This window comes from Variovorax sp. V15, assembly GCF_041154425.1.
Classification (GTDB): domain Bacteria; phylum Pseudomonadota; class Gammaproteobacteria; order Burkholderiales; family Burkholderiaceae_C; genus Variovorax; species Variovorax guangxiensis.
Window position 1 is genome coordinate 1,804,608 of sequence record NZ_AP028659.1, and the last position, 16,100, is coordinate 1,820,707.

At 64.2% G+C, this 16,100-nt stretch carries 13 protein-coding genes; 6 read left to right on the forward strand and 7 right to left on the reverse strand.

Annotated features, from left to right (window positions below; all coding sequences use genetic code 11):
• Positions 1–28 precede the first annotated feature (28 nt).
• The 4 genes from ACAM57_RS08610 (at position 29) to ACAM57_RS08625 (ending at position 5,148) form a co-directional block, all read left to right on the forward strand.
• Positions 29–1,567: a PLP-dependent aminotransferase family protein gene (locus tag ACAM57_RS08610; protein WP_126024396.1), complete on the forward strand. Its 1,539-nt coding sequence runs from the start codon at positions 29–31 to the stop codon at positions 1,565–1,567.
• Positions 1,568–2,440: 873 nt separating this feature from the next.
• Complete coding sequence (gene tauA, locus ACAM57_RS08615; protein ID WP_369661349.1) at positions 2,441–3,454, forward strand: taurine ABC transporter substrate-binding protein; 1,014 nt, start codon at positions 2,441–2,443, stop codon at positions 3,452–3,454.
• 16 nt (positions 3,455–3,470) lie between these two features.
• The gene (locus tag ACAM57_RS08620; RefSeq protein ID WP_369661350.1) at positions 3,471–4,259 is read left to right on the forward strand and encodes a taurine ABC transporter ATP-binding protein; all 789 of its coding nucleotides are present in this window, start codon (positions 3,471–3,473) and stop codon (positions 4,257–4,259) included.
• A gap of 25 nt (positions 4,260–4,284) precedes the next feature.
• Positions 4,285–5,148, forward strand: a complete 864-nt coding sequence (locus ACAM57_RS08625) for an ABC transporter permease subunit (protein ID WP_240650776.1) — start codon at positions 4,285–4,287, stop codon at positions 5,146–5,148.
• Here the strand turns inward: ACAM57_RS08625 and ACAM57_RS08630 are convergent.
• Positions 5,066–6,088 (reverse strand): LysR family transcriptional regulator, encoded by a 1,023-nt coding sequence (locus ACAM57_RS08630; RefSeq protein WP_184641582.1) that lies wholly within the window; start codon positions 6,086–6,088, stop codon positions 5,066–5,068. The genes ACAM57_RS08625 and ACAM57_RS08630 overlap by 83 nt on opposite strands.
• Positions 6,089–6,437: 349 nt before the next feature.
• Here ACAM57_RS08630 and ACAM57_RS08635 point away from each other — a divergent pair, with 349 nt between their 5' ends.
• Positions 6,438–6,743 carry a hypothetical protein gene (locus ACAM57_RS08635; protein ID WP_369661351.1) on the forward strand — a complete coding sequence of 102 codons (306 nt, stop codon included), beginning with the start codon at positions 6,438–6,440 and terminating at the stop codon, positions 6,741–6,743.
• On the opposite strand, the gene ACAM57_RS08640 is transcribed toward ACAM57_RS08635, so the two are convergent.
• On the reverse strand, positions 6,736–8,211 hold the full coding sequence (locus ACAM57_RS08640) for an HD domain-containing phosphohydrolase (RefSeq protein ID WP_369661352.1): 1,476 nt from the start codon (positions 8,209–8,211) through the stop codon (positions 6,736–6,738). The two genes, ACAM57_RS08635 and ACAM57_RS08640, sit on opposite strands and share 8 nt — an antisense overlap.
• A gap of 173 nt (positions 8,212–8,384) precedes the next feature.
• On the opposite strand from ACAM57_RS08640, the gene ACAM57_RS08645 reads away from it, so the two are divergent.
• Positions 8,385–9,158 (forward strand): DUF308 domain-containing protein, encoded by a 774-nt coding sequence (locus ACAM57_RS08645; RefSeq protein ID WP_369661353.1) that lies wholly within the window; start codon positions 8,385–8,387, stop codon positions 9,156–9,158.
• On the opposite strand, the gene ACAM57_RS08650 is transcribed toward ACAM57_RS08645, so the two are convergent.
• From ACAM57_RS08650 to ACAM57_RS08670, 5 genes are all read right to left on the reverse strand, one after another.
• Entirely contained in the window at positions 9,073–9,540 is a 468-nt protein-coding gene (locus ACAM57_RS08650; RefSeq protein ID WP_369661354.1) for an acyl-CoA thioesterase, read from the reverse strand. The two genes, ACAM57_RS08645 and ACAM57_RS08650, sit on opposite strands and share 86 nt — an antisense overlap.
• Positions 9,541–9,551: 11 nt before the next feature.
• Positions 9,552–10,865 carry a CitMHS family transporter gene (locus tag ACAM57_RS08655; RefSeq protein WP_369661355.1) on the reverse strand — a complete coding sequence of 438 codons (1,314 nt, stop codon included), beginning with the start codon at positions 10,863–10,865 and terminating at the stop codon, positions 9,552–9,554.
• Between the two features lie 156 nt (positions 10,866–11,021).
• Positions 11,022–13,802: an aconitate hydratase AcnA gene (gene acnA, locus ACAM57_RS08660; protein WP_369661356.1), complete on the reverse strand. Its 2,781-nt coding sequence runs from the start codon at positions 13,800–13,802 to the stop codon at positions 11,022–11,024.
• A 161-nt stretch (positions 13,803–13,963) separates the two neighbouring features.
• Positions 13,964–14,962, reverse strand: a complete 999-nt coding sequence (locus ACAM57_RS08665) for a tripartite tricarboxylate transporter substrate binding protein (protein WP_369661357.1) — start codon at positions 14,960–14,962, stop codon at positions 13,964–13,966.
• A 211-nt stretch (positions 14,963–15,173) separates the two neighbouring features.
• Positions 15,174–16,100, reverse strand: a complete 927-nt coding sequence (locus tag ACAM57_RS08670) for a GntR family transcriptional regulator (protein WP_369661358.1) — start codon at positions 16,098–16,100, stop codon at positions 15,174–15,176.

Sequence of the window (16,100 nt, forward strand, 5' to 3'; positions counted from 1 at the left end):
GCATGCCTGCCCTAAACTGCGGCGCACCATGCCCCCGAATCCGCGAGCAACCCAATGGGCGCAGCTCTTCGCGCTGCCCGACCAGCCGGCGCTGCCCCTGCAGGCCCGCCTGCGCGCCAGCGTGGTGCAGGCCATCCTCGAAGAACACCTGGCGCCCGGCGCACCGCTGCCTTCGTCGCGCGAACTCGCCGCGCTGCTGGGGCTGAGCCGCAACACCGTCACCTCGGCCTACCTGCAACTGATCGACGAAGGCTTTCTGGAGGCGCGCCCGCGCAGCGGCGTGTTCGTGGCGCACGGCGCGCGCCCTCTCACCGCGGCGCCCGCCGAACCGCTTGTGGGCCGCAGCGGCCAGGCCAGCCAGCCGCCGGACTGGTCGGGCCGTGTACTGCGCTCGCTGGTCGACAAACCCACGCTGTCGAAGCCCGACCGGTGGCGCGACTATCCGTATCCGTTCGTCTACGGCAACTACGATCCGCAGCTGTTCCCCACCGAAGACTTCCGCGAATGCTGCGCGCGCAGCCTGGCGCGCTCGCAGCTGCCCCACTGGACGCCCGACTTCGAGACCGACGACGTTCCCGATCTCATCGAGCAGATCCGCACGCGCCTGCTGCCCAAGCGCGGCGTGTTCGCGCTGAAGGAAGAGATCCTCGTGACCATGGGCGCGCAGCACGCTTACTACCTGCTGGCCGAGGCGCTCTTCGACGAACAGACCCGCGTGGGGCTGGAGGAGCCGGGGCATCCGCATGCGCGCAACAGCTTTTCGCTGCGGCAACCGAAGTGGGTGGAGGTCGATGTGGATGAAGACGGGCTGGTGGTCGATGCGCTGCCCGCTGCGGACTATCTGTTCGTCACGCCTTCGCACCAGAGCCCTACCACCGCCACGCTGAGCCTGGAGCGCCGGCAGTGGCTGTTGCGCAAGGCGGAGCTGCAGGACTTCGTGATCATCGAGGACGACTACGAGGCTGAGAACCTTTATGAAGGCACACCCATGCCGGCGCTCAAGAGCCTGGACAAGACGGGGCGGGTGATTTACGTGGGGTCTGTTTCTAAGAGCCTTTCGCCTGCGCTTCGGCTGGGGTTCATCGTGGCGCCTCGGGCGTTGATCAAGGAGCTGCGGGTGATCCGGCATGCGATGGTGCGGCATCCGAGTGCCTTTCTGCAGCATGCCTATGCGCTGTTTCTTTCGCTCGGACACCACGAGTCGCATGCACGGCGCGTCAATCACGCGATGCAGGAGCGGCTGGCCATTGCGGCGCAGGCGTTGCGGGAGCACTTGCCTGATTTCGAGTTTCGGCTGCCGTCCGGAGGGGCTTCCATATGGGTGCAGGCGCCTACTTGGGTGGATGCGACTGAGCTGGCGTTGATGGCTCGAAGCCATGGGGTGTTGATCGAGGCGGGGGATGTGTTCTTTGCTCGGCCTCCTTATCCTTGTCCGTTCTTTCGGTTGAGGTTGTCTTCTATTGCGGCTGCTCAGATTCCGGCGGGGATTCGGGCGTTGGCTTTGGCTGTGGGGGAGTTGGCGTTGGCTCGGGGTGAAGTTCGATCTCTTGGCGGGTTTACTCACTGAGTTGGTTTGCTTCTCGAGGCCGGGACTCGCCCCGGCGGGCGACCTACTTTCTTTTGCTTCGCCAAAAGAAAGTAGGCAAAGAAAAGGCGACCCCACTGTCTGCGACCCCTTCGCTTTGCGAAGGGGCAACCTGCGGTGCTCGCGTTTCGCGGGGTCTCGCCCAAACTCGCTTCGCTCAGACAGGGGCGAGCCCTTATCCGCGAAACGCTGCGCTCCTCGGCGCAGCCAGAGGGGAGGGGAGACCAACGGGCCATCGCTGCGCTCGGCCGCAGGTGCCCAGCAGGCGCTTCGCGCCTGCTGGGATTGGAATGGGATTGAGGGCCGGGACTGAAGGCGTTGAAGTGGCTTGAGGCGCGCGCTGCTGCTTTATTGAGAGCTTCTGAACCTGAAGCCCCTGCCGAGCAAAGCGAAGGCCAGTCCAAGGCTGCTCAGAAGCCGAGCGAAGCGATGGCGCGGATCGATCCCTTCTGGCTGCGCCGAGGAGCGCAGACGTAGGAGGGATAAGGGCCGCAGCTGTTTGAGCGAAGCGAGTTCTGCGGACCCCCTCCTACGTCGAGCACCGCAGGTTGCCCGTAGCGAAGCGGAGGGACGCAGACAGTAGGGTCGCCTTTCTTTTGCCTACGTTTCTTTGGCGAAGCAAAGAAAAGTAGGTCGGCCGCCGGGCCGAGACCCGGCCTCGGGAAGCAACCACCCAGCAGCGTCTCACCGAGGCAAAGCCAACTTCCAAAGTGCACCTCCCCCGTGCAGAACGCACCACAACAAGGGTATTCACTCACCGACTGGCTCCATGCCGACACAGTCGCTGGTACTTCCTGGCTGCTCCCGATGGGTGCAAAGTCCGGCGAGATTCAATTCACCCACCGGAGCAACCAGATGACCATGTCCCGCCGTCTCCCCCTCCAGTTCGCCGTTCTCGCCGCCACGCTGTCAGCCCTGTGCGGCACGGCTTACGCCCAGCAGGCCAAGGAAGTCACCTTCGCCCACCAGGACATGCTCGTCCCCCTGCGCCTGGTCATGGAATCCGGCGAGGTCGAGAAAGCCACGGGCTACAAGATCAACTGGCGCATGTTCTCCGGCGGCGGCGACGTGATCCGCGCGATGGCTTCAGGCGACGTGCAGATGGGTGAGACCGGCTCCAGCCCGCTGACCGCCGCAGCGAGCCAGGGGCAGGACATCAAGCTGTTCTGGATCTCGGCCGACATCGCGAACGCCGAGGCGCTCATTGCCCGCAACGCGTCGGGCATCAACAGCATGAAGGACCTGGCCGGCAAGAAGGTAGCCACGCCCTTCGTGTCGACCGCGCACTACCAGTTGATGGCCGGCATGAAGATGGACGGTGTCGACCCCAAGAGCGTGAACGTGATGAACATGCGCCCGCCGGAGATCGCGGCCGCATGGGAGCGCGGCGACATCGACGCGACCTTCATCTGGGACCCGGTGCTCTCCAAGATCAAGGGCACGGGCAAGACCATCGCCACGTCGGGCAGCATCGGCAAGCGCGGCGCGCCCACCTTCGAGGGCATCGTGGTGAACGCCAAGTGGGCAGCCGCCAACGAGGCTTTCATGGTCGCGTTCGTGAAGGCGCTCAACCGCGCGAACGAGGAATACAAGGCCACGGGCAAGAGCTGGACACCCGATTCGCCGCAGACAAAAGCCATGGCCAAGTGGACCAAGGCCGACCCGAAGGACGTGGGCCCGGCGATGGCGCTCTATTCGTTCCCGACCATGGCCGAGCAGGTCTCGCCCACGTGGCTGGGTGGCGGCGCGGCCAAGGCGATGGCGAACACGGCCGTGTTCCTCAAGGAGCAGGGCCGGGTGCAGGAGGTGAAGCCCGACTACAGCGCCTACGTGACGACGGCGTACGTCGAAAAGGCCATGGGCAAGTGAACCGGAGCGGCACCACATGCCCACGCTCGACATTCGCGACCTGACGGTCAACTACGCGGTCAAGGGCGGCACGCTCCAAGCGCTGGCGCCGGTGAACCTTACGATGCACGACGGCGATTTCGTCGTCGCGCTCGGCGCCTCGGGCTGCGGCAAGACCACGCTGCTCAACAGCATCGCGGGCTTCCTGCCGCCTTCGACCGGCGAGATCCTGCTCGACGGCAAGCCGGTGGCCGGCCCCGGTGCCGACCGCGGCGTGGTGTTCCAGAAGCACGCGCTGATGCCCTGGCTCAACGTGCGCGACAACGTGGCGCTGGGCCTTCGGCTCGGCGGCATGGGCAAGGCCGAGCGCGACCGCATTGCCGAAGAGAAGCTGAGTCTCGTCGGCCTGCAGAAGTACGCCGATCGTGCGGTGTACGAGCTCTCGGGCGGCATGCAGCAGCGCGTGGGCATTGCGCGCGCACTGGCGAGCGACCCGGCCGTGCTGCTGATGGACGAGCCCATGGGCGCGCTCGATGCGTTCACGCGCGAGCAGGTGCAGGAGATTCTTCTCCAAGCCTGGTCCAAGTCGAACAAGATGGTGTTCTTCATCACCCACTCGGTGGAGGAGGCGCTGTTCCTCGCCACCCGGCTGATCGTGATGAGCCCGAGCCCGGGGCGCATCTCGCACGTGTATGACGATGTGCCGTTCTCGCGCCAGTACCTCTCGCACGGCGATTCGCGCAAGGTGAAGTCGGAGCCCGGTTTCATCCGCATGCGTGAAGAAGTCTTGTCGATCATTCATCATCGCGAGGTTGCACATGCCTGAGGTGTCGATCGCATCCCCCGTCGCCATGACGCCAACACCTTCCAAGCCCGCCGCATCGCCGACGCCTGCAGCACCACCGGCAACGGGCGCCAAGCTCAAGACCAGCTCCTTCAAGGTGCCGGGCGAGGGCTCCAGCCTGACGATCAGCATCGTCACGGTGATCGCGCTGGTGGCGCTGTGGTTCCTCGTCACGAACATGGGTTGGGTGAAGCCGCTCTTCCTGCCCACGCCGCAGGCGGTGTTCCAGCAGTTCTACGAATACCTCACCGGGCAGGCCAACGACAAGCCGCTGTGGCAGCATTTCCTGGCGAGCATGTTCCGTGTGTTCTCGGCCTTCCTGCTGGCCTGCGCCACGGCCATTCCGGTGGGCATCGCGATGGGCATGAGCCGCTTCTGGCGCGGCATCTTCGATCCGCCGCTGGAGTTCTACAGGCCGCTGCCGCCGCTGGCGTACCTGCCGCTCATCATCATCTGGTTCGGCATCGACGAGCTGCCGAAGGTGCTGCTGATCTTTCTGAGCTGCTTCGCGCCGCTGGCGCTGGCCGCCCGCTCGGGCATGCGCAGCGCGTCGCAGGAGCAGATCAACGCGGCTTACTCGATGGGTGCGAGCTACATGCAGGTGATCCGCCACGTGATCCTGCCCTCGGCGCTGCCCGACATCCTGGTGGGCATGCGCATCGCCATCGGCTTCGGCTGGACCACGCTGGTGGCGGCCGAGATGGTCGCGGCCAACATGGGGCTGGGTCAGATGGTGCTGAACGCGTCGAACTTCCTGCGCACCGACATCGTGATCATGGGCATCGTCGTCATTGGCGTGGTGGCCTATCTTTTCGACCTGCTGATGCGGTGGCTCGAGCGGCGCCTTGTGCCTTGGAAAGGGCGCATGTGACCGGTGGCGGCGGTGCCACCGTCACGGGCATCGGAGGCGGCAGGGCAGGGCCTTCGGTGAGCGCGTCCATCGACTGCTCGAGGTAGTCGAGCATCGCGCGCATCGCGGCGCTGTTGTGGCGGCGCTGCGAGTAGGCAGCGTACAGCCAGTGCTCGCGCGGCATGTGATCGCGCAGCACCGGCACCAGGGCGCCGCGCTCCAGGTGCGACTGCGCCAGCGGCTCCGGCACGTAGGCCACGCCCACGCCGCGCAGCGCCAGTTCGATCAGCGCGACGGCATCGTTGGCTTCCATGCGGCTGTGCACCGGCACCTCGTACGGCTCGCCGTCGGTCTCGAAGGGCAGGTTGGTCGTCTGCTTGGCCGAGAAGCTCAGCACGTCGTGGCGGCTCAGGTCTTCGGGCACCTGCGGCATGCCGCGCTGCGCCCAGTAGGAAGGCGCAGCGCACACCACCATGTCGAACTGCACGAGGCGGCGCACGATCAGGTTCATGTCGTCGATGCGCCCGCCGGTCAGGTGGATGTCGATGCCTTCCTCGATCAGGTCGAGGTCGTCGTTGGTGAACACAAGGCTCACGTACACGTCGGGGTAGAGCTTGATGAAGCCCGCGATCACGTCGGAGAGCCATCCGGCAATCAACCCGTGCGGCGCGCTCATGCGCAGCCGCCCGCGCGGATGCGAGCCATGCGCCTGCAGGTCGTTGAGCGTGTTCTCGGCCATCGTCACCAGCTGCGTGCTGCGCTCCAGCAGCACCTGCCCGGCATCGGTGAGGCTCAGCGAGCGGGTGGAGCGGTTGAGCAGCCGCACGCCGCTGCGGGTTTCGAGCTCCGCCACATAGCGGCTCACCGTGGCTTTCGACATGCCCAGCGAGATCGCCGCCCGGGAAAAGCTGCGCCGGAAGGCGACTTCGCGAAATGTTTTGATGAGATCCAGACCGTCCATGGTGGCCGGATTGTTCCAGCTTCCGGGATGAGGCCGTCGGGTGTAGGGGCATCGTCGGTTTGGGGCCGCTGCCATGAATACCTCCGTAGCTATACTGCGCCCCGTCACGTCACAAAAAGGCGTGACCGGGCTTGGACTCCCGAATCACCTCTGCGACGCAAGCCGCAGTCACTCCCGCAGGGTCTGCGGCTTCGTCATTCGTGCCTCCAGTTTTTGGCGGCTCGACGGGCGGGCGCAAGCCCGGCCGGTTCTCGCAAGAGGTGCCCGGTAGTCCAACCCGTCGAGCTGCCGCCCTCGCTTGGACTCGGGAGCGGTGGTTTCCACAAACCGCACCTCTTGGAGGCCATCGATGGCTGCATCTTCTCGCGCGTCCGCGCGTGTCTCTTCATTCCCCGACTCTCAAGAATCCACCGGCGTCGAATCGCTTGCGCTGCAGGCCTGTGACGACATCGATAGCCTGCACGAGGTCCGGCACGCCTACGCCGGCCTCGAAAGGCTCATCTGCCCGCAGCGCGTGAACGATGCGGAGGAGGTCTGCTCCAGCCGCTCCGAACTCAGCGCGCTGGTGCGCGTCGTCAACGACGAACTGCGCCGGCGCATCGAGGTGGCCGAGGGCACGCTGCGGTCGTTGCGTGCCGCCGTTGCTGCTAGATGAGCCCCCTGGTCGCGGCTTTCAGCGTCGCGGCCGCACGGGTCGTGCACCCGAGCTTCTGGAACACGCGCTCGACATGAGTGCGCACCGTGCTCGGGCTGATGCCCAGCACACGGGCGACTTCCTTCGTGTTGTGGCCCTGGCTGATGCAGCGCAGGACTTCGAGTTCGCGCTGGGAAAGGGACGCATCGACCTGTGCCGGCACAACGGGCTTTGAAACGCTGCCCGGCTGAACGCATGCGAGCAGCGCCGTGACGACTTCCTGATCGAAGCGGCCTGCCTTGGCGTCTTCCTTCATGCAGTCGAGCGCCTGTGCCTGCGTGAGTTCCGGCCGCCATGGACGTCGGGTGCGGTGCGATTGCCACTGCTCGGCCGCGGCGACGATCTGCCCCTCCAGCGGCATCGCCGAGCCCGAGCGGCCGCGGAAGTGGCCCGAGCCGTCACGCCGCTCGAAGGCGAAGGATGCGATCTCCGCTTCGGCTGCGAGACCGTCGATCTGCCCGGCGGCGCGCGAAGTCCAGTAGGGCACGAGCCGCACGCGCTCCAGCGACGACGCCGGTAGCGGCTCGGGTGCATTCCAGATCGCGTTGGGAACCGCCGCCCGGCCGATGCCGTGGATCAGGCCGGCCTTGTACGTGCGGTGGCACGCGGCTTCATCCAGGCCGAGCTGTACACCGCAATCGCGCGCCAGGCTGGCCACGCGGCGCGAGTAGCCCGTCATCCACGGCAGCTTGAGGTCGATCACATCGCCGACCAGTTCCAGGCCCATGCGTCGCAGCATCGATGCGGGCTGCTCCGCGGGCTCGGTCCATGGCGCGGCGGGGGAATCCAGCTCCTTCATCCATGCCGGGGCGAAGGGCATGCTCGCATCGACGAGGAAGGCCGGGTAGAGGCTGTCCGCACGTCCGCGCGCCACAGTGAGCGCTTCATCGATTCCGTAGAGACGCCCGAAGATTTCCAGATCGCTCGCCAGCGCCACCACGTAGGTTGCAAGCGGAACGTCTTCGCCCTGAAGCACGCCGGGCACGCCGCTGCCGTCGTAAGCCTCGAACACCGTGCGCAGCGCGGCTTCGGTCTCGCGGCTCAGCCCCAACGTGTTCGCGATGTCGCCGGCAATCTCGCAATGGATGTCGGCCATGGCCAGCACGGCATCGGGCACCGGCCCGCTGATGTGCGGCTGGCGCATGCGGGGTGCCCGCGATGCGAGCAGCGCTTGCCGGCCCTGTACATCGTCTTCGAGGAAATCCGCGAACTCCTGCGCATTGGCTGTGCAGCCCGACCAGCGCAACAGCGCGACATGCCGCACGGCCTCGACCTGCGACGCGTCGCACCCGGCCCCGGCGGCGATCTTCCCGGCCAGCCAGGCCGTGCGCAGCGAGTGGTCCGTCGGCTGGCCCATGCTCAGGTCGCCGATGAAGGCCAGCGCGCGGACCGCGTCGAAAACGGTGATGGTCGTCGTGTCGTCGGACATGGGGGCAGAAGGGAATCGCGGCGGCGGGCACCCAGCATCGCACAGTTTTTCGGGGCTCTGTCGGTCATCCGACGGATACCGCGTGCGGCGGGGAGGGAAAAGAATGGGTGCGTCCGTGCCGTTCACTCGATGGATGGCGATCTTTTCTTGCTTTCTTTCATTTGTTCCTCACCATGTCCGACGCCTTGAAAATCGAATCCCAGCGAGCCGCCTGGCTGCGCAAGTACTACCTTGTTCGTGCCGCCTTCTCGTTCGCGTGGGTCGCGGCGGTCTTCACCGTCGCGAAGCAATCGCCCGCACTGGCGACCGTGCTGCTGATCGTCTATCCCGCCTGGGATGCGTTTGCGAACCTGCTGGACGTGAGGATGACAGGCGGCGCGAAGGCCAATACCACGCAGCTGCTCAACATCTGGATCAGCGCGCTTGTCACGCTGGCGGTTGCGGGCTCACTCGTGTTCAAGTTGCAGATCGCGCTGGCGATCTTCGGGGGCTGGGCGATCGTTGCAGGCCTGCTGCAACTGGCTACGGCCATTCGTCGCCGCAAGGACAACGGAGGGCAGTGGGTGATGATGCTGAGCGGGGCGCAGTCGGCGCTCGCTGGTGGGTTCTTTGTGGCGCAACAGGGGAGCGGTGCGCCAGTGCTTCAGACCATCGTGGGGTACGCGGCGGTTGGGGCCGTGTACTTTCTGATTTCGGGGGTCATGGTGCTGGTTCGGGAGAGCCGGCGGGGGGGCTCGGGGGCTTGCATCTGGGGGAGGTTGATGGGGGCAGAGTGCTGGAGTGTTGGGCGGCAGCTTGGGGGCCATTGCCGACTTGGGCTCCCGAGGGAAAGCGGACCTACAGAGCGCTGCGGCGACCTTTCTATCTGCGAGCCCGCTTTTCCATTTCACGGCGCAGTTCCTTCCGATCGACGGCCTCCGCGTAGCGCCTCTTCTCGTCTGGAGTAAAGGGCCGCAGCGGCGTTACAGGTACCGGCTTCCGGTTCTCGTCCACAGCGACCATGGTGAAAAAGCAACTGTTGACGTGCCGAGCCTCCTGCGTACGGATGTTCTCAGCCAGGACTTTGATGCCGACCTCCATCGACGAGGTCCCCGTGTGATTGATGGATGCCAGGAACGTCACCAACTCGCCAACGTAGATGGGCTGCCGGAAAACGACCCGGTCAACAGACATGGTGACGACATAGCAAGCAGCGTAGCGCGCGGCGCACGCATAGGCGACTTGGTCGAGGAGTTTCAGAATCGTCCCGCCGTGGACGTTGCCCGAGAAGTTTGCCGTGTCCGGCGTCATCAGGACGCTCATCGAAAGTTGATGTGCAGGCATTTCCATGACCGTCTCCATCAAAACAGAGGGATGATCCCGAAGAGGCCAGCCGACACAATCATGACTACGGCGAGCAGCGCGGCCCACTTCAGCGTAAATCTCTGGTGGGCCCCGAACTCGACCCCAGCGACACCGATGAGAACGTAGTTCGCTGCCACCAACGGGCTCAGTTGGTGAACCGGCTGCCCCAATAGGGAGGCACGCGCAATGATTTCGGGGGCGATGCCATACCCCTTCGCAGCCTCCGCAAGGATGGGCACGACGCCAAAGTAGAACGCGTCGTTCGACAGGAAGAAGGTCATCGGGGCGCTAAGCAGTGCAGTGATGAGCGGGAGCAGGTTCCCGGCGCCCTGGGGAATTGCGGACACCACGCTCTGGGCGATGGCGTCGGTCATTTTGGTGCCCGAGAGGATGCCGGTGAACACCCCGGCAGCGAATATCAGCGAAACGACGGAGAGAGCGCTTGCAGAGTGAGCGGCGATGCGCTCCTTCTGGTCCTTGAAGTTCGGAAAATTGGCCGTGATTGCGATGGCAAAAGCGACCATGAAGAGGAGCGGGAGTGGGAGGACGGCGACCACCAGACACACCATCAGGGCCACGGTCAGGACCACGTTGAACACCATCTTCGCTTTGCTGGTGCGCGGTGGGTCCGATTCGTCAAGGTCAACGTCGCCGCCAATGGGTGACACCTCGTAGTGTTCTGGCTTCCAGTCGATTCGATTGAGCCTGGCACGCTCACGCACGCCGAGATACCAAGCCACCAGGATGGTCGCGACGCAGGCCATCGCCATCGGGGGAATCAATGGCGTGAAAACCTGACTCGCCTCGAGGTGCAATGCGCTCATCACCCGGGCTGTCGGCCCGCCCCACGGTGCGATGTTCATGATGCTGTTGGCCATCATCGTCACGCACGGAAGAATCAACGGGTTGATGCCCATGCGCCGATGCAGAGGCAGCATCGCCGTTACGCACAACAAATAGGTAGTCGACCCGTCGCCGTCCAGCGAAACAATCATTGCCAGAAGAGCCGAACCGACGACCAAGCGCACGGGGTCGCCCTTTGCCAGTCGAACGATGAGACGAATCAGTGGGTCGAACAGACCCACGTCAATCATCAAACCGAAGTACAGGATTGCGAACAGAAGGAGGACGCCAGTGGGCGCGATGGCGCGCAAGCCACTGATGACCATGGGTCCGATGTCGCCTCCAAACCCGCCGATGAGGGCGAAGACGATGGGCACGGCGATGAGCGCAATGAGGGCGGTCATTCGGCCCGTCATGACCAGGGCCATGAAGACCACAATCATTGAATAGGCAAGGATGGTGAGCATGACTGTCTCGGTGTGGGCAGTGCGAGTCCCTCAGCTGGTTTTGGAGTTCGAATCGAGCGCGAGGCAGCACCAAGCCCTCCCCTGCCGCGCGCTGGCGGCACAGGATGCGTCGAAGAAAAGAAAGGAAGGGGGAAGGCTTGAGGCCTCCCCTAGTGACTAGCCTAAGGAGACGCCCTGGCTCGCGCTCGGCACTTCGCTACCAGGCATGGCATCAGGCAGTTCATGCAGAAGGCCGCCCGCCTCCGGCTCCATGCGCTGGGCGGAGTGCAACACATGCTCCTCGGATTTCCCGGAGACGTAGTCGCGCCAGACCAACGGCAGGATGCCGCCATGGCGCCAGTAGTCCACGTCCTCCTGCGTGTCGAGGCGGATGATGAGAGGAACAACGGTTGTCGAACCATCGGCCCTGCGCACGATGGCTTCAATGCGGCCCGAGACCTTCAGGTGGTGAGCGAGCGCAGGCACATCGATGGTTTCGCTGCCATCCAGACCAAGCGATTCAGCCGTGGTGCCAGCTTCGAACTGCAGAGGCAGTACGCCCATGCCGACGAGGTTGGTTCGGTGGATTCGCTCGAAGCTCTCCGCAATCACCGCCTTGACGCCAAGCAGGGCAACACCCTTGGCTGCCCAGTCGCGCGAGGAGCCGCAGCCGTAGTTCTTGCCAGCAATGACGGCAAGGGGCACGTCACGACGCAGATACTCCTCCGCCGCCTCGAACACCCGCATCTGCTTGCCATCCGGCATGAGCTTGGTTTCGCCTCCTTCGACGCCAGGAACAATGCGATTGCGTAGGCGAATGTTCGCGAACGTGGCACGAATTGCCACGTCGTGGTTGCCGCGGCGAGTCGTGTAGTTGTTGAAGTCGCGCCGCTCTACCCCCTTTGAAAGAAGGAAATCTGCGGCGGGCGTCCCCAGGCTGATGGCACCCGACGGAGAGATGTGGTCCGTCGTCACGGAGTCGCCGAGGATGACGAGGGGCCTCATGCCGGTGATGTCCCGGACCGGAGCAGCCTGGCGCGAGAGCCCTTCGAAGTATGGGGGCTGGAGGATGTACGTGCTGGCATTGTTCCAGGGGAACCGTTCACTGCGCTCTCCAGCCAATGCGTCCCACTGCTCGCCACCTTCGAACAGGTCGGCGTACTTCTGACGGAAGATTTCCGGCTCGTAGACACCGTCAACCGCCTTGGCGATTTCAACCGAGGTCGGCCAGATGTCGCGCAGGTACACCGGTTGACCGTTGCTGCCCGTCCCGATGGGCTCCTTGGTCACATCGACCGACAAGGTCCCGGTCAGCGCGTAGACCACGACCAGTGCAGGCGAGCCAAGGTATGCGGCGCGCACGTTGGGATGGATGCGGCCCTCGAAGTTGCGGTTGCCGGAGAGCACCGCGGTTCCGACGAGCTTCTCGGCGTCGATGGCCTCGACCACCGCATCGGGAAGTGGACCCGAGCCGCCGTTGCAGGTCGTGCAGCCGAAACCGGCGACGTGGAAGCCGAGCGCATCCAGCGCTTGCTGCAGCCCAGCCTTCTCTAGCACTGCGGCTGTCACGTGGCTCCCAGGCACCAGGGAAGTCTTGACCCACGGCTTTGCCATAAGGCCCAGGGCGACCGCCTTCTTCGCGACCAGGCCGGCCGCCATCATGTTCACCGGGTTGGCGGTGTTCGTGCAGCTTGTGATGGCTGCGATGAGCACATCGCCGTCGTGCAAGGAGAACTGCTCGCCCTTCACGGGCGCAAGATGCTTCGGATCAAGAGGCCGGCCGGCAATCTCTTGGTAGTGCTTGACGAACGCGCTGGGCACCGTCTCCAAGGGCAGGTGGTCCTCAGGGTTGCGAGGGCCGGCCAAGCATGGCCGGATGTCGTCGAGGTCGATGGTCACGACAGTGTCGAAGACCGGTGTGGGCGTCTGCGCGCCGCGCCAGAGCTTCTGCGCCTTGGCATATGCCTCCACGAGCTCGATCTGAGCATCGTCACGGCCGGTCATCCGCAGATAGTCCATCGTGCGGTCGTCGATGGGGAAATAGACCGCGGTGGCCCCGTACTCGGGCGCCATGTTCGCAATCATTCCGCGGTCGCCGAGCGGCAGGGCCTCCAGGCCATTTCCGAAGAACTCGACGAATTTGCCGACCACGCCCAGCGAGCGCATGCGCTGTGTGATGGCCAAGACCAAGTCTGTGGGGAGCACGCCTTCACGGAGCTTGCCCTTTACCTCGATGCCGACGACTTCAGGCAGCGCGAGCGCAACCGGCTTGCCGACCATCACGGCCTCAGCTTCGATGCCGCCGACGCCCCAGCCCAGAACGCCCAAGCCGTTAATCATCGGTGTGTGGCTGTCGGTGCCGACGCAAGTGTCGGGAATCGCGAGTTCGTTCAGGCCATCCTTGTCCGTCCAGACCACCTTGCCGATGTACTCCAGGTGAATCTGATGCATGATGCCCTTGCCCGGCGGGACGATGCGCACGCCCTCGAAGCTGCTGCTGCACCACCTCAGGAACGCAAAGCGCTCGCCGTTGCGCTGGTACTCGCGCTCGAGGTTGACCTTGCGAGCAATCGGAGATGCCCAACTGTCGACCTGAAGCGAGTGGTCGATGATGACGTCCACTGGGACTTTGGGACCAACCTTGGACGCATCGCCGCCGGCTACTGCCACTGCGTCGCGCATGCCGGCCATGTCCACCAGCATCACCTGACCCAGAATGTCTTGGCCGTAGACGCGCGTCGGGTAAAAGCTCAGGCCAGCGCCCACCTTTCGTCCAAGGAGCGCATCAATTTCTGCCTGGGTGTCCGCGCCACGCGTCGCCGCTTGGCGAAGAAGGTTCTCCAGGAGGATTCGCAGCGAGAAGGGAAGCTGGTCGACGCCGCTCATGTCAGCGATGGAGACATAGCGCACCGTCCGATTGGCCATGGGAAGCTGCTTTATCTGGGGTTCGGTTTTCATCTGATTTCCTAAAGTGGGGAGACGGTGCTAGTCCAATAGCCGTGGCAAGTGCGGAGCCTGGTGCACTTTCATTGATGGTCTTGCATTGCTCAGTGCGTTCGCATGCCCTGAACAACTCGATGCGGCGCGCTCGCAAGGCCTCGAGCGCGCTGCGAGTCTTGTTATTCGACCTTGATGTCCCGCTTCGTCACGACCGCCTGCCAGCGCGCAGTCTCGTCTGCGAGCAACTTGCCGAACTCGGCCGGGGTTCCGCCGACGGGGGTGAGACCGTCGGACGACATGCCCTTGGTCATTTCGGCACCCTGAATTGACTCGTTGATGGCCTTGTTGAGCTTGGCCACGACGTCCTGCGGGATGCCCTTGGGACCGATGATTCCGTGCCAGTTCGTCACGGAGTAGGCGGGGAAGCCTGCCTCGGCGGTCGTGGGCACATCGGAGAGCGCCGCCAGGCGGTTGGGCGTCGTGACAGCCAGTGCTCTGAGCTTGTCGGCCTTGGCGAAGGGGAGGGTAGAAGCGACGGTCCCGAAGACCACTTGTGTCTGGCCCGAGATGGTGTCGGTCAGAGCGGGAGCCGTGCCCTTGTATGGCACATGCATCATTTGCGCGCTCGTGACATCAAGGAAGTACTCGGTCGCAATGTGGGTGATGCTCCCCGTGCCGGCTGTGGCATAGCTCAGCTTGTTCGGCTCTTTCTCGGCCAAGGCGACCAACTCCTTCAGGTTCTTGGCCGGCACTTCGGGGTTCACCGCGATGATGAACGGGCCTCGAGCCAGTTGCGCGATGGGCGTGATGTCCTTGATGGGGTCGAACGTGAGCTTGTAGAGCGCAGGGTTCACGGTGTAGCTTGCGGCCGCCAGGAACAGCGTGTAGCCGTCTGCCGGAGACTTGAGCGCGGTGCTCGCCCCGAGGTTGCCGCCCGCACCGGGGCGGTTTTCAACGATGACCGGCTGGCCCAGCTTTTCGCCCATCCTCACTGCAACCAGGCGTGCAATGAAGTCGGAGCCGCCGCCGGGAGCGAAGGCGACGACGAGCTTGATGGGACGGTTCGGATACGGCCCCTCGGCAAAGGCCGGGGAACATAGGGTGCCAACCGCGGCGGTCGCCAAGAGCGTACGTCGAACTGCGCCAAAGGACGGCTTCTTTGTCTCGTTGAATTGCATGAACGTTTCCTTCACTGCTTGTTGTGGGGGCGGCGCGGAATGACGCAAACTTCTTCAGCGCCTAATTTGTATTTTCTGATCATTTTCATCAATTATGGTCGAGGGTATACCCTATCGCACGTAACCAGTTGCTCAAGTCGGGAGCGCGCACACGGACACCCTCCCTGGCGTGAGCCCGGGTGCCTAGTAGTTCAAGGGAGGAGCAGCCTGCTTAGGCCGCTTGAGAGAAGACGCTGGAGTCCTGCAGCTTGCCGCGGCGCGCCCCGTTCAGGTGGGCTCGCATCAAGTTGGCGGCTTGCATGAAGTCTTGCCGCTCTATGGCGTCCAGGATGGCCAGATGCTCCGCCGCCTGGGTGTGCCGAGGGCCGCGCTTGGTGGCTTGGCGGTATTCCACCAGCCGGCGCAGCTGGTTAATTCGCCGCACGGACTGCAAGACGAATCGGTTGTGCCCCCACTGGGCAATCGTCTCGTGAAAGTGGCTGTTTGCCTCGAACAGTTCGATGGGGGTCATCGTCTGAAATCCCCCGTCCACGATTCGCTGCTGCTCGCGCCTGAGTTGCTTGAGCTCGGCAGGCACGAAACTGAAGGACGGTCCCAGGATGGCCCCCGGCTCGATGGACTGCCGAAAGAGGTAGCTCTCCTCATAGGCGTCCGGGGAATCGATCAAGGACAGAAAGCGCCACCCATGTCCCATGCTTTGCTCAATCCAGCCCTCCTCGGAAATCCGGGACAGGACCTTGCGCAGGGTGCTGCGCGCCACCCCATACCGACGCATCAACTCGGCCTCCGTCACTTCGTCGGGCAGGTTTTCCGACTGTCGGTCCTCTGCAATGCGAAGGTAGAGGGGGTCGTCCGTCGCCAGGAGGCTGGACACAGACCCGTCCCAGTCCTTGGCGTCGACGCTCAAGAAGAAGCCGCGATTGGCGTCCTGCTGCAGAACGCCAAGCTGGGCCAGGTGCCTGAGGGCGACCTGAATCGGCGAACGAGACGTCCCGATGTGCTGTGCAAGCTGAATTTCAGGGAGATGGTCCCCTGCGACACGGTTGTCTCTGCGCACCAAGGCGACGATTTCCCGGGCAACACGTTGCTGCAGGGAGGTCAGTTCCGGGGCGGAGGCAACTTCATTCACAGAGGGCAT